Source organism: Aliivibrio sp. S2TY2 (assembly GCF_028765525.1).
Taxonomy (GTDB): Bacteria; Pseudomonadota; Gammaproteobacteria; order Enterobacterales; family Vibrionaceae; genus Aliivibrio; species Aliivibrio finisterrensis_A.
The window spans coordinates 48,878-70,402 of the sequence record NZ_JARACS010000009.1; the positions used below are offsets into that span (position 1 = coordinate 48,878).

A 21,525-nucleotide genomic window follows, 5' to 3' on the forward strand; every position below is an offset into this window, starting at 1 on the left:
TCAGATAGTTTACGCCAACTGAGATGTAATCGCTGAAATCGCTTGTTTGACTTTCCTTGCTTGCACATTAAGACGCATTTTCGTATTCATTTGCGTCTCCTTTTTTATCTTGCTTCTGATACTACTCAGTTCTGCTTCTAAGCCTTCCAGTTCACGCAGTAAAGCTGTTTTATCTTCATTGCTCTTTTCAACAAAAGAAGAAGCTGTTTCTGTTAATGTATCATAAGTCTGCTTTTCTTCTCGTAATTCAGAACCGCTATCATTTGAATTTTCGGAGATCATCTGAGGTGAATCAATTTTTGATACATACCGACCTGAGATTTTACTTGCTTCAATTCCGATAAGCATTGAGATCAAGTCTTGATAAAACTCGAAATAATTTATATTTGAAATATTTTTCAGTGAAAAATCATTAAGAAAATTATTCTCATTTTCAGTTAAGCCCGTTGAGCTTAACCAATCACTGTTGTAGATATGCTCAATAACCAACTTACTCTTGTCTGCTTGGTTAATACGCTTATCGGCTAGGCTTATCGCTAGTTCTTCACCTAGTTCTAAAAGTAAAATCACTGGATAAGGAATCAGCGTATGTAAGAGCTTGGCTACATTCTTGAGTTTGATTTTATTCTTGATATCACTTTTCAGTACAACACGAATTACCGCTATTTCTATGTATTCAACCGTTTCAGTAACATAAACAGGGACATTGAGCGTTTCTGGCTTAAGGGTGTTCTGCCACACGATAGATTGAATAACATCCGTTACTAGCTTTTTATCATGACTACTCAGTTCGTTATTATCCACCAGCATTTTCTTAGTTATACGAGTACCAAGAAACGTTGAATCTGGAAGAGCTAAATTCTCACAAACCTTTTCAATCAAACTGTTATGTTCTGTTTTATCGTTATTTCGAAAATCAATAAGCTCCATTACAAAATCACCATATAGCTAACAACTTCAAAATCATTGACGTTTTGAGTGCTTGATGCAGATAAGACCGTTCCACCTCTATTGAAGAGGCTCATTGCTCCAATCTCCTCACTCTTACCTGCAATATTTTCTACCGCCTTAGCGAGAAGATTCTGGTAATGCTTCATTTGTTTACCGTTTTGAGAACGTTTTGCAAACTGATTGTAAGCGTCTGTTGATTGGTCAATATTGGTTAACTCTGAGCCTAGTTTTTTACATAGGTCGAGGATTTGTTTTGACTGAGTAAACGAAAGTAAAATTTCTTCTTCATCAGAAATATAGACAAGATAGTAAGGTGCAAGTGAATAGCTTTCTTCAACTTGAACCTTTCCTTTAATGTCTTTTAGACAAAAGATCACGCCTGATTCAATCTCATCACCAAGACCAGAAAACTGACTCGACTCAGATTCAAATGCTTCTTTGTCTATAACCACTGGCGCAAACAAACCTATTGGTGATTGTTCTAATAGCTCTTGACCTCTTATGGATGGGGAATTGTCATTATCTTTGCTATTCAGCTCTTTATTGCTCAAGAAACCAGACAAATCCATTCTAAAATCATTTAAGGTCAAATCAGTAATAGAGACACCACCTGAGATTTCTTCAAGATCAACAACCGCATTTTGAAGTTGCTCAAGCTGTTTTCTACGATACTCTAAATCATTCATTCCTTTGTTGATTTTAGGGTCTTGCTCTATAACGTTTTCTTCACCCGTTGCTGAAATATCAAGTAATACCATTCTTCCGCTAACTCTTGCTTCAAGATTGATATACTCATCCAACTCCATGTTTGGCCAAAAGTTAACAAGCTGGATCACATCGTTCACTGAACCTAAACGGTCTATACGTCCAAAACGCTGAATGATACGGACTGGATTCCAATGAATGTCATAGTTGATTAGATAATCACAATCCTGAAGGTTTTGCCCCTCAGAGATACAATCTGTAGCAATAAGAATATTGACTTCTTCTTTAAACTCAGGAAAGACTTTTTCACGCTCTTTGGATTTAGGTGAGAAATGAGTTAAAAGGCTATTCAAGTCAGTTTTGAACTTTTTACCATCCGTTCCACGCAAAGTCGTTTCTGTTTTTTGACCTGTGATAATGGCAGAGTGAAGCCCTAACTCTTGTGAAGCCCAAGATGATAGATTTTTGTATAGGTACTCTGCGGTATCGGCAAAAGCAGTAAAGATAATAACTTTTTTATTATTACCATTTATCGGGTTCTTACATTTCTCAAGATACGCTTCTTTCAACATAGAAAGTTTGGCATCACGTTCTGAATTAATGCTTTTTGAAATACGAACGATTTCTTGCAAAAATACTCTATCCGCTTCAAGATCTTGAGCGAATCGAACCAAATCCATATCTTGAATACGCACTTTGGTTTTATTACCAATTAGATATGGAGCGAGTTCTGGTGAGTTAAATTCTAGATCATCAATTTCTTCAATTGGTGGAGCAACAAACTCTTCTGTCAATTCATCACTAGCTATTTGTTTATTGATATGGGGCTTAATATTAGCGTTAAAATTATGAATTTTGTTTAGTAGTGTATCTACCTGAGTAAGCACTTTTTCTGATGTTAGCGTGAACGAATGGATTGAGCTTTCCATACGCTTAAGCAGATTGATACGGATAAGATGGATCAAGCTTTCTTCACGGTCTACTTGCTTAAATACACTTTTACCGCCTTTAACCTCTTGGTCATAGCGTCTCGCATACTCAGCTTTTTTATCCATTCTCACGTATTTCATCGGTGAGTAGAATGCAAGAGATAGTCTACGAATTGTCTTATTCACTTCTTCCAACGGTGGAAACTGATCTTTGAGATCAATTGGTGCTTTTATATTTACAGGTAATAGTCTGGTCGGGAACTTTCCGATATCAGCAGTACCATAATATTTTTCAATATGCTTGCGTGAACGGGCTATTGTATAAATATCCAGTAATTTGAAATAATCGAAATTCATCGAATCCAAAAGGTCTTTCGATGTACGAATATCAGGATCTTGTTCAGCCCACTTAGAGAAGCGAGTCTGAGCTTGTCTTAGTGTTCCTTCAATACTGTTGATACCGTGATCGTGTAAAGCTTGGTCATTCGCCTCAGTGATAAAGGCTACTTGGTTTTTCATGTCATTTAGGCGGTTATTAACTGGCGTAGCTGAGAGCATCAGCACCTTCGTTTTTACCCCTGCCTGAATGATATCTTCAAGTAATCTCTGGTAACGATTTCGACCATCTTTCTTAGGATTATTGTTTCGGAAATTATGAGATTCATCTATCACTACAAGGTCATAGTTGCCCCAATTGATAGTTTCAAGATTGATATCACCTGAGAATCCACTGTTTCGGCTCATATCAGTATGATTCAAAACATCGTAGTTAAAGCGATCACTAGAAAGTAAGTTTCTTTTGTCGTTCTGCGTGTAGATTAGCCAATTATCACGAAGCTTTTTAGGACAAAGCACAAGCACCTTATCATTGCGAAGTTCGTAGTATTTGATTACAGCAAGTGCTTCAAAAGTCTTACCTAAACCAACACTATCAGCGATGATACAACCGTTGAAATGCTCAAGTTTGTCGATTGCACCTAATACACCATCTTTTTGAAACTTGTACAGTTTGTTCCAAACAATCGTATCTTTAAAACCTGTTTTAGTTTTTAAGATCTTGTCTTCTTGCAGATCACCCACAAAATCTTTAAAAATATTATATAACGTAATGAAGTAGATAAACTGTGGTGTTTGATCCGTCGTGAATTTGGCAAGCTCCGCTTGTAGAAGTGCCTTTGCGTCTTTAACTTGTGCTTTGCTTCCCCAAACTCTATTAAAGAACCCTAAAAGCTCTTTAGCTTGATCAGCATTGGCAAGACTAATCATGTCAAAGCCATTCGACTCTGTTAATCCAATACCTTGACCATTGAATTGAGCACCATTTATAGCAATTGATTCTGAATGTGAGTTTACGTGCGTGATGTGCTGATGAACTGCTCCAGCTTGTTGTACTAAGCGAACGGATGTCTTTTCCTCTAACCAATGAGCAAACTCTTGTGCTATTGCTTTTTGATTTAACTGGTTACGGAACTTGTTTTCTAATGCTGTACCATTCAACGCACCAAAAGGCGATTCACTTCCTAGTGAGTCAAATGAATCGAACCCTTTCGCTTGAGAGAATAACAATCGTGCTGAATCTAACTGACTCAATGAATCTTTTAAATGATCGAAAGCATAGATTGAGAAAAGCCCTGTCATTACAGATAGCTTATCGTTAGCTTGAATCGAAGCGGAAAGCGTTTCTGATACTTTAGTTGTTACATTATCAATTAGCATACTGGCTATATCTTCCTTGTATCTAAACCAGCAGCTTTAAGCCGTGAGGTAAGGTTTCTCATCTTACTAAACTCTGTGCCATAGCTAGGTTTTATCCCCAACTCTTCACAAAACTCTCTTGCGGTAAGATTGCTTAGTTCATCAGCATATTTGATTGATTGTAGACAAAATTCTGTCATGTACTGATTACGAGGTGCTGAAGTAAGTGCCAGCTTGATTTCTTCTATAATTTCTTTGTTCATAACGTATCCAATACAGGGTGAAACAACTTTTAGCTATTTTAGCTAATTTTGCAAAAATAGCCATTAATGGTCGTAGGGATGATTATTGGACATTAAAGAATTCGTTTAATAATGAAGCTATTGTATCTATAAACTTATTGTTCTCTGACAATTATTTTCATTTATACATATTGATTAATATGGATTTTTTGTCATTTTTATTTATTGGGTTTCTTTGGGGGCTTGCTTATGATTTTTTGTACTCTTTTTTGAATGATTGAATTCGAACTATGATTTATAGTGTGATAAAGAAAGAAATATTTAATAGTTAAGGAAACAATAGTGAATAAAAAACAAATAATAGGTTTTATTATATTGCTTTATTCTAATTTTAGTGTAGCTAATTTATTATCATGGAGTAATTCATATACACCCACATTACAAACTTATGAGCATTATACAAAAAATGATAGCTCTACTTTTGCTATCGGATGTGGAAAAACCAAAGAGAATAATTTTTTAACATTAAAGGTTGAGAGCAAAAAGCTTTCAAAAGTAAAGGGTGTTTTAGAATTTAATCTCTCTGTAGATGGTGCTGATAGCTACAATCTTAAAGCTGGATTTCATCCTAATGAATCGATCATCTATGTAACAAGACCACCACAAAAATTGATGCAAGAGATAAAGAAAGGTCATATTGCTGATATTGAAGTGTATTCTAAAAATAAATTAGTATTTAAAAGTATTTATTCTCTATCTGGATCTGTTGATGCCCTTAACATGATTTATGAAAAATGCGCCTCGCCATTTAACGTTCTTTAAATTCCCCCTTAAAAACAACATAATGACAGGATGTAGATTGCAAATGGTCATTATGTTATGTATATCAGTCGTTTTTTATCAAGTTAAAGAAGGGGGGTTTCGTCATTTGGCTGAAACTAAAACAATGACGAAAATTCTTGCTCAAGAATCCAGTGAAATTCCAAATAAATTCCAAATAAATTTCATCTGGTTGGTATCGATCAAGTCAATGGCATTGGCTACGCGGTGCGTCATGGTCGTACAGCAGAATTAAGAATATGGCGAATAGATATTTTAGTAAACCAAGCGAGAGAGATGGGTTTTCAAAAAATTGATGTGCAGTTGCAGTAATTAAATAAAATAATAAGGCTAGGTTATGAATCTCATTTTTGTTGATGCAGAAAATGTCGGATTGAATACAATTCAAGAGATAGATACAAGGATCACTGATAAGGTTTTTGTGTTCTCTAATAATGAACAAATCAAAATACTTTGTCATGATTTAATGTTTATTATGATGGATGGGTATCCAATTGGTAAAAACCAAGCGGATTTTTATTTGATTGCGCATTTGAGCAAGGCGATATCTCAAGTGCGATATGATGAGAAAAAGAAACTCACGTTTATATTATATTCAAATGATAACTCATTGTGTCAAGCGTTTGAATTTCAGTGCCAACACGCCTCAATTTCCTGTGAAATTATACATACCAAACCAATTCAGGGACAAAACACAAATAATCAGGAATATACAACGGCAGAACTTAATAATATTGCTTGTCTTTATAAAGCATTAAAGTCAAAGAGTATGCTCGTGACTGAATTATTCAATACTACAAAACTTGCTCAAAATGAGGCAACAAAAGCTTTGAATGCACTGGTGAAGAAAGACCTCATTGCTCGTTCTTCTAGTAATAAAAAGGTGTGGGAAGTTGTAGCGGAATTGAAGCCTGAACTCTTTGCATAATTTTGTGAAATCATTATTTACTGGTTGTAAAAATAATTAGTTCTAATGTATTGCCATTTAAAAAGTAGTACAAGTGTTATACAGTGAAATAGTGTTATTTTTTAGAAAAATGGGACTGAATCCATGTCGCTTTCTGGCCACGAGAAAAGAAGATTTAAAAGGTAGTACCAAGGTATAACAACGATGCTTTCTTATTGATTTTTAAATGATTGAACAAGATTTTCTTTTTTAAAAAAACACCACGAATCCTTTTGATTTATTGATGATATTTGTATATTGCGGTATAATGACACTGTCAGTTAAGCAATATTACATCAAAGGAGCAATATCATGGATTCACAAGTTATCGCAGCAATCATCTCAGGTCTGTTAAGTGTGTTAGCAACCCTTATTCCATCTGTTACCGCTTTTGTTTTAGCTAAACGTTTTCTAGGTGAAAAGCGCTATGTTAAGACTGCTCTACAAGCAATGTATGAAGTTCGTTTACTTCGCCATGTTGTCGGTGAATATGAATTAGCCTCTAAGCTATCAGAGCGAGCTATCAGAAAGGCAGTCTTTGAAAAGCATGGATTAAGTACTAAAAACCGATTTACTCCGCAGCGATTGGATCAAAGAATTGAATCTTATGAGAAGAAAGCGGAAGAGAATTTAATCCCACTCGACCACTTATAATTACGTTGCCACCTTTAACCGAGGTGGCATTTTTTTGAAAAAATTCAGTATTATTAAAGTTGTAAGCAGTGAGGTGAGTGTGGGAAAACTGAATGATAGATAGGCTCTATTTTATGATACACGCCTTATGGCTAATGTTGGCTAGTTGATATGAAATAACAGATTAGTGATGCTTGTCGGAAGAAACTTAATTAACAATATTTTCATTTGTTTTATAACTCTGTTGTGTGTATATTTAATCTCATTCGAGCAACCCTGTCTTGAATGATTAACTCCATGAATCCTTAATCCCTAGCTACACGTTGAACCATTGAAATATGCACTTGCAACCCAGACACTTGTGGCTGGGTTTTTTATTGATTGCTTCTTTGGTTGATTTGCTAGTGCCTATCATGGCTAACGTTTTTTTGAAAAATCAGCCGAAATAATTATTTAAATCACCTGTTATTTAATTTGTTTTATAAAGCTGTTAGGTGTATGCTTTGTTTTCATTAATAGCCTAGCACCAAAAACTGACAATAATAAATGCATTTGCACCCAACTATTCGTAGTTGGGTTTTTTTTATCTTTTTTATGGAGAAACCTATTTATATTAAATCGGTTAATTTGGGTTTATTATGTTGCTTTGATTCTAGTTTGCGGTATTATGTATGCATCAAAACAAACCTGAAAGGCAACTTAAAATGAATATTGATGCGATGTTAAGAGAGAAAGTTCCTGCGCTAACATGGGTATTTAACCCATTAAATAAGTCGTCAATCGAGCACTATGAAAGATCTCTTTCTTTTATGCTTGGAAGTTTATCTGTCATTACTAACGCTGTGAATGCTAGCCTTAATGCAAATAACGCCTCATTTGAATCATTGCCTGATATGGTTTCGGAGGCTTATGGTTATCCATGTTCGGCTTTCGCTGGTCGCGTTGAAAATGGCATTTATAAATCAGATGATGGTGATGAAGATTTATTTCCGATTGCGGTGGTACGTCTTAATAATGATTGTTTAGTGTGGCTATTTTCTTATGACATTGTTGCTTTCTCTCCGTTGCGAGTGGGCGCACCAAATGAAGTACATGAATTTGTGACCCGTTTAACCTAATCGCCATACCACGAAGTGATTAGAGTTGAAATGAATTATACTAATGTGACTGGGTTATATTAAAAATGGTGGTAGTGTGTGTAAATCAAAGAGTAAATCAACTTCTGTGGCCTTAGATCATAATTGGAAAATCACTCGACTTCTCGATAAGGACGGAGTGACTGAATCAGCTTTAGTTAATGTGGTAACCAAGAAAGTGTATTGCCACAAACCAAGTGAGATCCTTATTGCCTCTGAAGTCGAATTAGAGGGTGTATTAAAGGTAAGTAGCCCTATTTTTTGGGAGCAAGAAGTCGATAAGCTTGATGATCTCCACAATCATTATTACTTTAATGGACGATTACGTAATCAGTCCTTCAAATCCTCTGAATCGCTTTGTGCGGTTTAAATTGAAATTGTTTGCTCCACTGCTTTGACTGACATTAAAGCACCCCCCTTATGCGTAAGGGGGAACTATTTAAGAGGTTGCCAGCTCCTTCTCGCTACCTTTACTTTATTGCTCGCTTAAACTGACCTTGAAGCGCAAAAAAATAGCCCTCCTTTAATTGGAGGGCATTTTTATTGGGTCACATTTTTTTGAAAAACGCCCTTACCGTATTTACTCTATAAGCTAATAATAAATAACAGTATTAGTTTGAATATTAGCGTTATATAACACTATACTTTCTAGTATTGCGGTATAATGGAACCGTTGATTATCATTATAGTGAGAGCATGAAATGTTAAAGAAATTACTTGTGGATGGGCAAGGGTATGGGGTTCTAGAAGGGCTCAAGTGGGACCGTGATTTGTCTCAATTACCACTGAAAAAAACAGAAGAGGCTTTTTTAAATAAGCTTGTTCTTTTTAAAGCCAATGGCGTCGTTTTCTCAGGGGTTTATGATGTTAAAGCAGAGCGTTGGAACGATACGAACGGTAACCCCCTTCAATCAAGTGAAGGGATTGAAATTTGTGTGGTGGACCTAGCAGGGGATAATTTACATCACCTTTATGATTTCCTTCATGATAGAGATGCCTTTATGCTTGATTTTGCTAAGGATTCAAAAACCTTGTTTGATGTTATCCAACACAATCGTTTAGATAACATGGAAGTCAGTGCGATGAAAGGCATGGGCTATTCAGACGCGATTCACAGCGGCTTTATTGAACACTTAAATCATAGAAGTAAACACCCTAACTTTATCAAATAAATTGAAAGGGATAAGGTATAATCTAGGCCTTATCCCTACCATTAGAATATTAAGAGTTTTTGCCATGAAAGAGCATATCGAGTTACTGAATAACCTTCGATTCAAACGAGGTTCGAAAGCGATTTTATTTAAGCTGGCCAATTCGGTGATCTCAAATGTGGGTAATCTCGATGCTAAGCAGCCTATGTGCTGGGCATACAGTGAAACTAACGTGATCTCTTCAGGGAATATTCAATATAAGTTAGCTTACGATGGCAGTCTCTTTTTAGCGGAGTACCAAGCTCGATTAGGTAAATCAACGATAAATGAATACAACTCTGCTTCTGAGTTTCATTCAATCATTGATGATTACTTTGGGATAGGGGATATTTTAGCGTTTCCGATTGAAGTGATTACTGAAGAACGCCCGTTATCTTTTTGGTTTGAGGTTGCGCGAGTGGAATATCTTAGAGAATATGCATTAAAAATTGATAATCAGCTTATTTCTCGTGCTCGCTATGAAGAGCTCAAAATTGAGGCGATTAGTTATTATATTGAGATGCTTCATGGCTATGCTTTGGTTATGAATACTTTAATGGAGATAACACCCACTCAGATGAGCGTAAAGGAATGGAACGAAGCTCATTTAGAATTAATCAACCCTCAGTTTCGTGATTTATACACTGACAAAGAATGCTGATTATTGGGTTTAATGGAATAGCAAATTTGGAAAAAATTGAGATCTATGAGCGTTTAAAACCTTTTGAGCATGAACGAAACATTCAACTCGCATTGAGTGAACTAAAATTAACTGATGATGCAAACCTCAGTAACGATGAAATTCATGGTTTATGGCATTGGGTTTCTAAATCGCTAGATGTGGCGTTTTCTGATGATGATCATCATCCAATGTGGGCTATAGAATCAGAGCTGGCTCAAGCTTATAACCGTACTTAACTACCAATTATTAGAATAAGTAAAATAAGGAAATACGATGAAAAAAGGATTATTTTGTTTACTCCCATTATCTGCTTTACTCCTTGGGTGCAGCGATGAAGCACCAGAGCCAAAATTAGAAGTATTAACATCGTGTGGTTTTACTTCTATCAACGAAGATAAAACTTCATTTACTTACAAGTGTGTTAACTATACCTCGGACTCACCATCACCAATATTTGTTAATCGTGTTTTGTTAGACGAAAAGGCGACTTGTAAGATAACGTCTTCAGTTGGAATTGTGTTCGATGAAAGAACGGATGATATTTCGTTTGATTGTGATGTGGATGTGGTGGAGTTTAAGCCAGAGGATGTGTTTAATAAAGAATGGTCATGCAAAGGGTTTGATGGGCATGGCGGCTATTATGCCAATTATGATTCCCCTAAAAAACGAACCACATTGACATTTAATGGCGACTCCTTTGCTTTGCTTTTGCAAGGAAAGCCCGAATCTACAGATGTTTGGTTTCATAGTGACAGCACCATTTCTGGCTCGTGGAATTATGAAGGGAAAAATGAGCTTATCTTTGAGCCAAAACAGGTCACAAATGAATTAGTAAATAGGACCAAGCTGACGCTTAAGGATGCCCCTATTCTTTTCTTAAATGAAGGCTTTCGATTGGATTTGGAAGATTTTAGTCATTCAATGATGTTTGGTCGTTATAAGTTGATTAGCCCAACAGGTCACGAACGCTTTTGGAATAAGTTCTCATGTGAAGTACTTAAATAGCTTAAATAAGGAAATACGATGACAATTGTAATAAGTGAAGATGTAAAAGCTCCAGCGTCAACAAAGTCACTTCTTGGGATGCTTGTTGATAGCAACGAAAAATGGCCAAGCGGTGCAACGTGTGCCACTCAAGAACATGACGGTGAAATTTTGTTTTGGAATGCGCCTATTGAGCAGATCAAGCAAGCCAGAGAAAAAGCAGGTTCAGAGCATGAATTAATCCCAATGGTAGGGTTCGAAAAACAAGTGAGTGTTTTATATGTTTCTGAAGATGGTCAAGACGTGGTGGCAGTCGATTGGATGTCATCGGTTGTGACACTTGAGCAGTTTACTAACCAATCTGTTTAATTGTCACATGGTCACGTATCGTTATACTCATTCGTAGTATTCCTATTTTTCAGAAAAATAATTACGACCCAGCCACCACATAGTTTGCATCCGATGGATACATAACATGTGGTGGTTTTTTTTGACTATCAAAACGAAAATAAAAGTAATACCTCTGTACTACTTTTTAAATATTAACAGAAATAAGACTTACCAAAACTATTGGTTATCTTTATCTTGCGGTATAATGACAGTGTCAGTTAAATAAAGCAAATAAGGATTTATCATGTATCACCTTGCACTAACAACGCTTTCAACCAATCGTTTTTCAGTGACTTTTCGAGCGGCTAGTCCATTCTCGATCAGTCGATATTTTAATATCTCTATCGAAGAAACAAACTGTGAAGATGTAGGTACGCTTTTAAGTGAGTCTAAAAAATTCACGGTTGAATTGTGTCATATTGAAGAGCCAACATCGATGACATGTTATACGTTGAAGAAAAGCTCTTATTGTTCAGCAAAGAATGTCTTTTCCTATATCGCTAACCTACTCACTGAATTGCATGTTGTCCCAAAAGGGGTTCCAGTGGTCATCGAGTTTGATTTACATAACAAGCATCATTCAATGGTGATCATGAATGCTGGCTTAGAGCCTGTTCTATATCCTTATGAATCCATGATGAATGATAAGAAATGGGCGATTAATTTACTTGAACGAGGTCAGAAAGAATTGAGTCAAGGATGCAGAACGAAAGGCAATTCTATGATCCAATTGGCCAGCCGAATCGCTGACGCAATGGGAGTGTATCAACTCAATCCTTTTGATGATAAGAAGCACGGACTTTTATACGACATGCTTAATCGCGCCATTACTCGGCATATTCAAGCCTAAGACAGAATAGCTATATTTCGGCCTTGTAGTACCTCTGTATTACAAGGCCTTTTTTATTATTTGTCGTACCATTGTAATACCACCACAACGGCTTAATTAACGAGATCCATTATGTTTTGACCTTGTTATTTTCGATATAATAGACGGGTCAGTTAAACAATAAACAGGAAGGAGTTTTTTATGTCATATAGCTATGGTGTAAAGAAAAGCACGTCCAATTCAGCAAGAGTTTACCCTGCGGTTGGAAAGCATTTTTCAGAAAAAGAGTTAAAAGAGATCACGTCCTTAATTGAAGATAAAGGGTTTCATGTTGTTCGTAAATTTGACCAATTGTATGTCACTGATGAAACTCAGTGTCTTGAGCTCAATGCTCTGATTGAATGTCTTCATAAGCTTATCCCTAAGAAAGCAACTCAGCGTGTAGAAAGGCAGCAAAGGCAAGAGGCTGAAACTCAGGTTTTGCTTTGGGATTCAGAGCGTAAAGCTCATGAGCAAAACGTATTATCTGAAAATGAAGAGCTAGTGGTGGTGATTACAGATTCAATTGGCCAAATAAATAACTACAATATGACCAAATTAATTGAATTCATTTTAGGTGAAGATAAACGGTTTGGTGGGATACTCAATCCAGCAGCAACCGCGAGAGTGATTGAGCTGGGGTTCTTTAATGTCGGAGAGCTTAACGGTGAAGAAGCCAATCTTTGTGATTATGAGGCCTTAAAATCTTTTATTTTAGCTGCGTTACAGGATAACGACATTTAATAAGGAACAGTAATGAGTGTTAAACAGTATGTAAAAATTAGTATGTTCATTCTCGTTTTAGTATCGTTAGTCAATATGTCATGGAATGGATATAACTATATTGGTAATAGCATGATGATTGATAGAGGTAGTTCTGAATATGCAGAGCTAAACCAGATCATCAAAACCAATACAGATAAGCACCACAATATAGAATTAACCCAAATGCTAGATAATGCCTTTGTAGATGGTGAAATTTCTGCGTTTGAGTTCAAAGAAATTAGAGCGCAGTTTATCAAAATAGAAACCAAGGAATAATATGGTAAACCTAGATGATGTGTTACCAGAAATTGAATGTAATGTTCCCAATACTTATAAAGGATCTTGTAAGTTAACTCTTCAATACAATTTTAGAGAAGAACACGCAGTATTTCCAAGCATAGAGGAAGCCAAAATCGCAGCTAATGGGGCGCTTAATCCCGTTGTTGGTGGTTATCATGGTGCGACAATCGAAGGGACGACGGACGATGTTACTCAACCTACAGGCGTAGATTGGCTTTTTAATTTTTAGAAGAGCAAATAAAGCAGCACAGACCACGATGGGTAAAGTAGCTAAACTCTATCCAATTCAGATTGAAAAATGATGGGGAACTTATGGCCGAAAACACCGCAGCCACAATTATGAAAACTGGAAATTATCCAGCATATAGTGCAGCTAAAGAAAAGGGCATAATTGAAGAGGGAATTCAGCCATTATGTGATGCTCTGTTAGAAATTGGCGCTCATCCATTAGCTTCTTGTGCTGGGCATTACTCAGGGGTGATTACAGGGCGATTGGGACGCATTCGCTCAGTAATCTTTGGAGAGCAAGCATGTTGGTTGAAGCCATATATAACGTTTTCAAGTAGCACTAATTTAGCGCAAAAGCTCAATGGGTACTTGAACAAAGAAAAAGGTCTTACTTTTAATTGGCACATAAGCGGTCAATTTAATGATAAAAATCATCTCATATGGATGTTTGAACCTGTAGATTGGCGAATCAGCGCGAGGTCTTCATGGTCACACACAGGTCGAGAAAATTCAGAGCGATTGGTTCATAGGGACATTAAAATAATCGCAAAAAAAATAACTCAGTTTACATAGGGAATTTGCATGGAAGATATTAAGGCTTTAATCAAAAAAGAACAATGGCTAGCAAAAGACCGCTTTGATTTTTCTGAAAAAGAAGGGGTCGAAGAGGGCATAAATATATTTGATAATTACAAGTTTACAGTGTGCAAGTTTACCCTATTTGAGAACTTACTCACCAACTTAGATAATGATAGTTTATGCCTAGCCTATGATTATTTTGAAGCTGAAAGATTAAGACGGTGTTTCAACGATCATTTTAATAAAACTAAAACCCCTATTAATGCAGTTGAAAAAATTGTTTACATATATATTGAGACATTGCTGGGGGAGAGAGTCAGAAGAACTTTTACATCTGATATCCCTAGCATAAGATCCGAAATAGCTACGTATGCAAAAATGTTTGAACACATGGACTCAAGCACACTAATTAGCGAGTTTCGCAAGTCAGGTGTCCAGATAGGCAGCTAAATTACATAATCTGATAGGATGAATTATGAACAAAGTAGTATTGAACGAAGATAAGCTAGGTGTGTTACAAGTCGAAATTGACGGTGTGAATTTTGGCGTTTTCGATGACTTTGACCGTGGGGAATTAGCGTGGTTTCCAAGACGAACCGAACGTCTTTCTGGCGATCAAATAATTGCACTTGGTGAGGCTTTAAATAAAGCCAATAAGCTAAAATCAGAGAAGTAGGAAAATTATTTCTACAAAAGGTTAAACGGTTTTATTAAAGAGGGTTCACATTTGGAAACTTACGCAACACAAGACGCTTTGGAGTGTACAGCAGACCAGATTTTTTACGCTAATCAAGACCTTTCCAAGTATTACAAGAAAGGCCACTTGTACGAAATCTTAAAAGTTAATGATGGGGTGGTTTATATCGTTGATCATGAGTGTTTGGATTATGCTTTTTTTCAAGAGGATGTATCTAAGTTCTTTAAAAAAACTAGCTATCAATTCCCTTCAGAGCCAACTCAACATTAACCAATATTTAAATAGGAAAAATGATGTTTAAATACAAAACGGAAAAGCCATTCTGACATGATGAGAAACAGACTTGGTGCTATGATTCGAAACCTCGCTTAACTAAAGAGTAGTTCGTATATGGATAACATTGTTCAACACTATGGAGCGTGGTTAAAAATACATGCTAGAGAACTTGGCAGAAATAGAGCAAACACTCTTTCTATTCATGGGTTTACTGCGATACCTTATATTCTGGAAACGTGGTCACACGGAAGCCCTATTAAATACGCTAAAGAGTTAGCCACTAAAATAGTTGAGAGTGGTGAGTTTGATTGTGACAGTGTTCACTTAGTTTTACTTGATTGCAAAAGTATTGAAGGCAGCACGGGTTATCAAGTTTACAGAAAACTGATAAAAGCGAATAAATGAGCATGGGGAATGCACTCAGGCATTCAGGAATTAGCCAAAAATATTTTATCCTCATTACCTTTTGTTGAATTTGGTATTCCCTCATACCTTAAGAACGAGTGACATTAACGCAATGGTATCGTTTTTCAGAAAAATAATACCATTGCTTAAGATGCATAGTCACTTGGAAGCATTCTAATAAAATGGCATCACCAAGGGTTTCTGTCCTAGCTGAACGCTTATCTTAAAAAACACCCCTTCACTACTTGTACTACCACGGTACTACTTTTCTTTATTTTTCAATAAGACATTGTTTATTTTGAAATTATAAGGTTTTGGTTCGGCATTTTTGCAAGTCTTTTTTCTTTATATAATTTCCTAATATGCGTACTTAGCGCACACTTAATGAGTAAATTGCGGTATAATAACCATGTCAGTTAAGCAACGCATCATTATTAGGAGCCGCAAAATGGCTATTCAAGAGCAACGAAGAATTAACCAGTTTTTACATACCGCAGCGCAAGCACGTATTCAGTATGGCGAAGACAAAATTCGATTAACCCCAATGGCAAAAACCACAAAGTACCTTTTTGAGCATGGCAGTGTATCGCGTGAGGTTCTTGATAGCAGCGTAGACGGTTTACCACTGGATGAAAAAGAAGTGTGGCAAGAAGTATTAACTCATTTAGATATGTTCAGTTAGGGGGCGGTATGGCGGTTTTAATTAAGAGTTTTGGTAACAACACCGAAGTCAGTTCTTTTACTGAATTGATGCAAGCGTTAAAAGAGAAATACGCTCAAACGTCAGTGTCGCTTGTATACACAAAAATTAACGAAGGCTTAAAGAAAGTTGTCTTTATTGATGTGAATGTAAATGGGGATGAGCTGGAAGTGATGGACAGCTATATCCCACAGCGCCCAATCAATTTAGAAGCACTTTTTGTTTAATCTATAAAAAAGGATTTTTATTATGTTTTATCAATTACCAGAAACACACCCAGAACCAACGTTTGATTTTAAGCTTGCCACCATTCTTGTGATTAAGATCATCAACACGATTTACTCACCGAGCTTTAAACGTCTAATCACAAAACCATTCACGATTAAGCCAGAGTTTCAATGCGACAACATTAAGCCACTGGAGGCAAAAGCCAAAGACAATCTAGATCGTAATTTAAAAAACCATTTAACCGACGCAACTGAAGAGCAGAAACGAACGTATATTGAATGGGTAATGAAAAAGGTAGATTGTAAGCTTACAAAAAAAGAGTGCAAAGGCCAGCTTACAGAGTTATCTCCAAGTGAGAGAGAGCTGATCATGAAATGGGTTTACTACTCAGCAAGGTTTAATAATCCACATACATTAGGTGAACACCAACGAGCGCAATTCTCTTTACATTGTCTATTGGATGATGTGCCTGATTTCTTATCAATAAAATATGGCTTAGAGCACGGCTTAGTAAACGAAAAGATAGACCAAGCCCTGATTGTTTTTCTGAAAAATAAACCTGCGTCATTTTGGGAGCATGCTTTTTTATCAGATCTGTTCATTATTGAAAATATAGCGTTGTTTAATGGGCATATCATGCATATTGCGGTAGACGTAGATCGTTTGAGTACAAGAAGCGATAGATCGAATGATATTGAGGTTTTTCGAAAAGAGCATGCTAATCGTGATATCTACTGTGTTGCTTAGTGAGTAAAGATAAAAAGGCCACCACAGTAATTTTATTTGTGGTGGTTTTATTGTTATAGAATAAGAACGTGAATTGATTCATGATCGCAGCAAACGACCTTGAGGGTATTTTTAATGAGAGCAACGGATTACAGTAAAATAGGCCAAGCACTGGCAAAGCATGATCATCAAAATAAGACTTACAGCCATGATGCCTTGCATGCGATTTTCAGAGAGCTACACGGCAGCGAAGAAGAGCAAGCTCAAAAAGAGGCTTACTATTATGCGATGTCTAACGCCTATCGTGATACGACTAATGCCCTGTTACTCTCTGAAGAAACCGCGAGTATGACGCCTTTACAAGTCGCTTATAAAAAGCACGAAGCGGAAGCGCTCAATAAGTAGTTTTAAGCGCTGGGCTGATTGATGAGATCAGTTCAGCCAAATATCGATTAATTTTCAAATAAGACGTTTTCATTTTTAAATGATGCGAGTTAAGTCCTCTTTTTTTCAAGTTTTTTATTTTCTTTATTTTTCGTTTTAATGCGCCATCTTGTTATTAATTGCGGTATAATGACCATGTCAGTTAAGCAAGTAATCATAAGGATGCAAACCATGACTTTTAACTCTACTCAGGCGGTTGATGTTAACGAATTTCTGGACAATGGATTTCTAACATTAGCTCATAAGCAACACGGCCCATCACTTTCAGAAGTATCCGTATTGCTAGATAAACCCCACTCTGATTATTCAGATCTACTTTCAGCAACAGAAATGAACTTGTTTGCTGATTATTTTGAATTCCCATTCAATGCAACCGCTCGATTTATTTCCATTCTTCAATGCTCACAAGGCGAACGCTTTGTTAAGTTTCATGATTTTGATTTCTGTGATTTAGATGCAGTAAGCAAAAACAGAACGAAAAAGAATTTATTAGAAGCAATTAAAGGGTTTGATGTTATTTATAAGATGGCAAAAGCGCAGTTCCCGTCTCTGTATGGCGTTGGTGGTGCTTTGTTTTGTGATAAATATGAAAACAATGGTAAGCCTTACTTATTAGATATCACAAAAGATGATCTTGAAGTTCATGAATATGACATTCAAATTATTTTACCTGTTTCTATGTTTGATGGCTTTGATAGCCGAGAAGACATCAAAACCTTTTTATTGTGTGCAAGCTAGGGAGTAGCGATCATGTCTAATTTTCAAGTGGTAAAATTTGATCCAATTAATAAGGGATGGACCCAAGCGTGGGGATTTAAAAACTTTCCTAAATTTGCAACCAAACAAGATGCCATTACTCAGTTCAAAGAGAACACTCAAGATTGTAGCGCTCATCTATTACTGCTTGAACACTACGCTTTTGGAAGTAAGCGAATAATATTGTCGCAGGTAAACCCAATTCATGATCTGGAGCTTATTGCTCAAGAAGTTCAGCAAGGCCACCACCATGAGCTGATGTCGTTTATAAAAACACAATTAGTGGGAATCGATTTTGAAGAAGGAACGGATCTCGAAAAAGAAGAACGTATTTTACTGAATCTCACTCAATTCATTTTTCCAGAAAATATCACGCCTCGACTTGAGCCCACATTTACTTTAGTCGAGAACGCCAACGGATACGATGACTATACGATTAACCACCACCCATTAATCACTCGTGCTTGTGTTCCTCATTGCATTAAAAAGAACGAGCGCTTCAATGTTTATTATGGTGAAAGTAGCAAAGGCTCTGCCCGTTGGGATGGGGATGTAATTAGCTCCCTTGATGACACGGTATTTACCATTAATGGTTATGAATTGGCTTACAACCCGTACTATGAAGAGTTTCAAACCAATCATTCAGAAATAGGGGCTTGTGAGACTTTTGATGAATTACTAGAAGCCATTGAGTATTGTAAAAAAGGATAGAATTTTGCTCCTTGATAATAATAAAACTGACTGACTTTTTGCCCTCTTTTTTGAGGGTTTTTTTTTGCGACTTCCTTCACCTTTACTTGTATTAAAAGCACTTAATTTACCAAGTTGCGGTATAATGACTATGTCAGTTAAGCAAGTACACAATTTAAGGGGTCCATTATGGAACGCAATCAAGACGACATTAACTTAATTTATCAACAAACTCACAATGATTATAAAGGTGAAGGCAATTACATTATGTATGGTGATCCCGAGCGTGGCACAATGTATGCGCCTATTGAAAATATGCCAGAAGCCATTTATCAAACGCATTTAGCCAGAGCGAAGAAAGCGCAAAAGAGAGCGGCCCGTAATTCGATTCTAAAAGGGCTATTTAATCAATTTGGTATCGACCACTTATATCATGTTAGTCAGCAGATTCTATCAAGCAAGTCAGGCGTTCGTAATTTCATCACGCCAAGAGTTAAAGCAGCACAACGCATTGATTTTTTACATGCACTAAATCAATCAAAAATAATGTGGGATTAAACCACCACAACATAAAAAGGGCTTAAGTGTTTATGCGCTTAAGCCTTTTTTTGTCCCCCTCATTTTTCTGAAAAATAGCTGTAATTTTATCCTGTTTTATTCGTTATATTGTCGTCATGTTAATTGTATTGCGGTATAATGACAGTGTCAGTTAAGCAAATGCACTTAAATTCAGGAGCCACACATTATGTCAGCACTAACAATCACTCTTAATCGTGAACAAAAATTATATGTAATGCGTCATCAAAATAAATCATTTAGCTGTTTAGGTTTTGATGTCGTAGCAAATCGTATTGATGAAATGCATGAATTTTTCACCACAAAACAAAACATGGTCTTGCCAGCAAAGCCTATTCGTAAAGGGACCATGAAAGCGTATAACTTCTATAATCTGCTTGTTGATCTTGCGCGTGGCTTATACAAAGAAAAGGGAATTAAGACCCCAACGGAGTTAAGCGCTCAGCTCAATGGGTTAGAGGGCAAGCAAGTAGAAGTGGTGGACTGTTATGGGGAAACCCGTCGTTTTTATGTGGGGCGCTCAACAGGTTTTATTCCATGTCACTTAGAGATTAGCCATCATAACTCTAGTGGTGGTGGAGCGGTCACAGGCGCACCCTTTAAGCGTGTAACCGTTGTTAGTGCGAAGTAGGGGGCATTATGGGGCATTTATCAATTAAACCGCTTAAAATGGCGGTGATCTGTCTTGGCAGTGAGTGGCGTGTAGACAAGCATGATTGTGATCGTTTTTTTGCAAAACACACGTCAGGAATTGTTATTTTTGTTAGCTCAGATACAACAAGAGCAATCCCGACGTTTGCACTTGGTTTTTTTGACCCAACCAATCGCCATGTTTTTGTTCGTCATGCTTCAATCGGATGCAGTTTAGATAAGTCGATTGATAAAATCATGCACGATATTAAACAAAAGCTACTCATTCATTTTGATAGCGCATTAGTTCAGTTGAACGAGTTAAGAAACGTTCACTCTGATCGTGTCGCGGTACTAGATGCACAAGACGAGTTATTTAATGATCTGCAATCGGTGTTATCTCTCGAACCATTAACGGGTAAAAGCCATCATGTTAGTTATAAAGCATGGGGGATACAGACTTACAATTCAGACTGTATGCGTGGTGAAGTGATTGTGCCGCATTCTCAAGCGTCATCAAAAGAGCCTAAGTTTGATTTACACCTTAATGAATTAGACCACAACCAAATTAAAGCGATCATCTCTCTGATTAACGTATAGAGATAATAAGCAAAGGAACAATGATTATGTGCAATCAAAATGAATTATCTATCCATATCTCAAGCGATGAATTAACAAAGGCGGTGAAGGTTAAGCAAATTCGCGCTTATGTGCTTAAACAAAACAAAGAACTTACTTTTACGGATCCGACTAACCTAGTGATTAAGCCGTTTAAAAGTGAACAAGCGGTGGACCATGTTAAGGCTGTTATTGATGAGTTCTTAAATAATATGTGCGAGAGCTTAAATAGTGACATAGCGATGGGATGTTCAGAGCTGTATAACTGCTGTGATTGTGGCAGCGGTCATTGTGGTTGTCGTTATTGTTTTTCATGTAATGCATGCTCTGAATGTTTGAGCGATGATGAATAGCGTTAGTTGGCCTTTGAGCTGCTATAAGGATTAATTATGTTTACCTCACTCAGTCGAGCGCTTAAGGCTCATTTTATTAATACTTTCTATGATGCGCCTATGTGTGGCGTAGTGGCGATTAATGAAAGCATTGCACGGTTTAAAGCGGTGATTGATGATCAAGCTATCAGTGATGATATGTATTATGAGCATGAAGTAAATGTGTGTCGGTTTGGTTTTGAAAAGGAAGCGATTGCAGAACTGGAGATCATTAAATCAGATTTACTCACGCATAAAGAAAACATTGAAAAAGGCTGTATCAGTGATTTACGACTTATCATTATGCCAAGCGTTGATTTAGATTTTGATGTGCCATTTTAGATA

32 protein-coding genes are annotated in these 21,525 nt (G+C 36.7%); 29 read left to right on the top strand and 3 right to left on the bottom strand.

Features of this window, described 5'->3' with window-relative positions:
* Positions 1-9: 9 nt before the first annotated feature.
* The 3 genes from PVK63_RS13915 to PVK63_RS13925 are packed head-to-tail and all read right to left on the bottom strand — an operon-like array spanning position 10 to position 4,543.
* Positions 10-930: a DUF4391 domain-containing protein gene (locus tag PVK63_RS13915; protein WP_274440673.1), complete on the bottom strand. Its 921-nt coding sequence runs from the start codon at positions 928-930 to the stop codon at positions 10-12.
* Complete coding sequence (locus PVK63_RS13920) at positions 930-4,301, bottom strand: helicase-related protein (RefSeq protein ID WP_274440672.1); 3,372 nt, start codon at positions 4,299-4,301, stop codon at positions 930-932. Before PVK63_RS13920 ends, PVK63_RS13915 begins: the two co-directional genes overlap by 1 nt.
* Before the next feature lie 5 nt (positions 4,302-4,306).
* Positions 4,307-4,543 (bottom strand): HTH-like domain-containing protein, encoded by a 237-nt coding sequence (locus PVK63_RS13925; RefSeq protein WP_274440671.1) that lies wholly within the window; start codon positions 4,541-4,543, stop codon positions 4,307-4,309.
* A gap of 321 nt (positions 4,544-4,864) precedes the next feature.
* On the opposite strand from PVK63_RS13925, the gene PVK63_RS13930 reads away from it, so the two are divergent.
* The 29 genes from PVK63_RS13930 (at position 4,865) to PVK63_RS14070 (ending at position 21,522) form a co-directional block, all read left to right on the top strand.
* Positions 4,865-5,344 (top strand): hypothetical protein, encoded by a 480-nt coding sequence (locus PVK63_RS13930; protein ID WP_274440670.1) that lies wholly within the window; start codon positions 4,865-4,867, stop codon positions 5,342-5,344.
* 355 nt (positions 5,345-5,699) lie between these two features.
* Positions 5,700-6,290 carry a hypothetical protein gene (locus tag PVK63_RS13935; protein ID WP_255257968.1) on the top strand — a complete coding sequence of 197 codons (591 nt, stop codon included), beginning with the start codon at positions 5,700-5,702 and terminating at the stop codon, positions 6,288-6,290.
* Positions 6,291-6,620: 330 nt separating this feature from the next.
* On the top strand, positions 6,621-6,962 hold the full coding sequence (locus PVK63_RS13940) for a hypothetical protein (RefSeq protein ID WP_192957941.1): 342 nt from the start codon (positions 6,621-6,623) through the stop codon (positions 6,960-6,962).
* Between the two features lie 650 nt (positions 6,963-7,612).
* The gene (locus PVK63_RS13945; RefSeq protein WP_192957940.1) at positions 7,613-8,059 is read left to right on the top strand and encodes a hypothetical protein; all 447 of its coding nucleotides are present in this window, start codon (positions 7,613-7,615) and stop codon (positions 8,057-8,059) included.
* Positions 8,060-8,135: 76 nt separating this feature from the next.
* A complete protein-coding gene (locus tag PVK63_RS13950) occupies positions 8,136-8,447 on the top strand; it encodes a hypothetical protein (RefSeq protein ID WP_192957939.1) in 312 nt (103 codons plus the stop codon).
* A 331-nt stretch (positions 8,448-8,778) separates the two neighbouring features.
* The gene (locus PVK63_RS13955; protein ID WP_192957938.1) at positions 8,779-9,249 is read left to right on the top strand and encodes a hypothetical protein; all 471 of its coding nucleotides are present in this window, start codon (positions 8,779-8,781) and stop codon (positions 9,247-9,249) included.
* Between the two features lie 64 nt (positions 9,250-9,313).
* Entirely contained in the window at positions 9,314-9,928 is a 615-nt protein-coding gene (locus PVK63_RS13960) for a hypothetical protein (protein ID WP_192957937.1), read from the top strand.
* Positions 9,929-9,954: 26 nt separating this feature from the next.
* Entirely contained in the window at positions 9,955-10,185 is a 231-nt protein-coding gene (locus tag PVK63_RS13965; RefSeq protein ID WP_192957936.1) for a hypothetical protein, read from the top strand.
* A gap of 37 nt (positions 10,186-10,222) precedes the next feature.
* On the top strand, positions 10,223-10,954 hold the full coding sequence (locus tag PVK63_RS13970) for a hypothetical protein (RefSeq protein WP_192957935.1): 732 nt from the start codon (positions 10,223-10,225) through the stop codon (positions 10,952-10,954).
* 18 nt (positions 10,955-10,972) lie between these two features.
* Positions 10,973-11,302, top strand: coding sequence for a hypothetical protein (locus PVK63_RS13975; protein ID WP_192957934.1), 330 nt, complete (start codon positions 10,973-10,975; stop codon positions 11,300-11,302).
* Positions 11,303-11,567: 265 nt separating this feature from the next.
* The gene (locus tag PVK63_RS13980; RefSeq protein WP_192957933.1) at positions 11,568-12,173 is read left to right on the top strand and encodes a hypothetical protein; all 606 of its coding nucleotides are present in this window, start codon (positions 11,568-11,570) and stop codon (positions 12,171-12,173) included.
* A gap of 180 nt (positions 12,174-12,353) precedes the next feature.
* A complete protein-coding gene (locus tag PVK63_RS13985) occupies positions 12,354-12,935 on the top strand; it encodes a hypothetical protein (protein ID WP_192957932.1) in 582 nt (193 codons plus the stop codon).
* A gap of 12 nt (positions 12,936-12,947) precedes the next feature.
* Entirely contained in the window at positions 12,948-13,232 is a 285-nt protein-coding gene (locus PVK63_RS13990; protein WP_274440669.1) for a hypothetical protein, read from the top strand.
* A 1-nt stretch (position 13,233) separates the two neighbouring features.
* Positions 13,234-13,485: a hypothetical protein gene (locus tag PVK63_RS13995; RefSeq protein ID WP_274440668.1), complete on the top strand. Its 252-nt coding sequence runs from the start codon at positions 13,234-13,236 to the stop codon at positions 13,483-13,485.
* An 83-nt stretch (positions 13,486-13,568) separates the two neighbouring features.
* On the top strand, positions 13,569-14,057 hold the full coding sequence (locus PVK63_RS14000; RefSeq protein WP_274440667.1) for a hypothetical protein: 489 nt from the start codon (positions 13,569-13,571) through the stop codon (positions 14,055-14,057).
* A gap of 9 nt (positions 14,058-14,066) precedes the next feature.
* Positions 14,067-14,513 carry a hypothetical protein gene (locus PVK63_RS14005; protein WP_130066501.1) on the top strand — a complete coding sequence of 149 codons (447 nt, stop codon included), beginning with the start codon at positions 14,067-14,069 and terminating at the stop codon, positions 14,511-14,513.
* A gap of 25 nt (positions 14,514-14,538) precedes the next feature.
* Positions 14,539-14,739 (top strand): hypothetical protein, encoded by a 201-nt coding sequence (locus PVK63_RS14010; protein ID WP_130066502.1) that lies wholly within the window; start codon positions 14,539-14,541, stop codon positions 14,737-14,739.
* A 411-nt stretch (positions 14,740-15,150) separates the two neighbouring features.
* Positions 15,151-15,441, top strand: coding sequence for a hypothetical protein (locus tag PVK63_RS14015; RefSeq protein WP_274440666.1), 291 nt, complete (start codon positions 15,151-15,153; stop codon positions 15,439-15,441).
* Between the two features lie 448 nt (positions 15,442-15,889).
* Positions 15,890-16,123, top strand: a complete 234-nt coding sequence (locus PVK63_RS14020) for a hypothetical protein (protein ID WP_274440665.1) — start codon at positions 15,890-15,892, stop codon at positions 16,121-16,123.
* An 8-nt stretch (positions 16,124-16,131) separates the two neighbouring features.
* Positions 16,132-16,368: a hypothetical protein gene (locus tag PVK63_RS14025; protein WP_130066507.1), complete on the top strand. Its 237-nt coding sequence runs from the start codon at positions 16,132-16,134 to the stop codon at positions 16,366-16,368.
* Between the two features lie 22 nt (positions 16,369-16,390).
* Positions 16,391-17,116 carry a hypothetical protein gene (locus PVK63_RS14030; RefSeq protein ID WP_274440664.1) on the top strand — a complete coding sequence of 242 codons (726 nt, stop codon included), beginning with the start codon at positions 16,391-16,393 and terminating at the stop codon, positions 17,114-17,116.
* A gap of 114 nt (positions 17,117-17,230) precedes the next feature.
* Positions 17,231-17,500 carry a hypothetical protein gene (locus tag PVK63_RS14035; protein ID WP_192957961.1) on the top strand — a complete coding sequence of 90 codons (270 nt, stop codon included), beginning with the start codon at positions 17,231-17,233 and terminating at the stop codon, positions 17,498-17,500.
* Positions 17,501-17,710: 210 nt separating this feature from the next.
* A complete protein-coding gene (locus PVK63_RS14040) occupies positions 17,711-18,277 on the top strand; it encodes a hypothetical protein (RefSeq protein WP_274440663.1) in 567 nt (188 codons plus the stop codon).
* 12 nt (positions 18,278-18,289) lie between these two features.
* Positions 18,290-19,006, top strand: coding sequence for a hypothetical protein (locus PVK63_RS14045; protein WP_192957926.1), 717 nt, complete (start codon positions 18,290-18,292; stop codon positions 19,004-19,006).
* 168 nt (positions 19,007-19,174) lie between these two features.
* On the top strand, positions 19,175-19,543 hold the full coding sequence (locus tag PVK63_RS14050) for a hypothetical protein (protein ID WP_192957925.1): 369 nt from the start codon (positions 19,175-19,177) through the stop codon (positions 19,541-19,543).
* A 187-nt stretch (positions 19,544-19,730) separates the two neighbouring features.
* A complete protein-coding gene (locus PVK63_RS14055; protein WP_192957924.1) occupies positions 19,731-20,192 on the top strand; it encodes a hypothetical protein in 462 nt (153 codons plus the stop codon).
* 8 nt (positions 20,193-20,200) lie between these two features.
* On the top strand, positions 20,201-20,791 hold the full coding sequence (locus PVK63_RS14060; RefSeq protein WP_192957923.1) for a hypothetical protein: 591 nt from the start codon (positions 20,201-20,203) through the stop codon (positions 20,789-20,791).
* A 26-nt stretch (positions 20,792-20,817) separates the two neighbouring features.
* A complete protein-coding gene (locus tag PVK63_RS14065) occupies positions 20,818-21,162 on the top strand; it encodes a hypothetical protein (protein WP_274440662.1) in 345 nt (114 codons plus the stop codon).
* A gap of 36 nt (positions 21,163-21,198) precedes the next feature.
* Positions 21,199-21,522, top strand: a complete 324-nt coding sequence (locus PVK63_RS14070; protein WP_274440661.1) for a hypothetical protein — start codon at positions 21,199-21,201, stop codon at positions 21,520-21,522.
* The last annotated feature ends 3 nt before the right edge of the window (positions 21,523-21,525 follow it).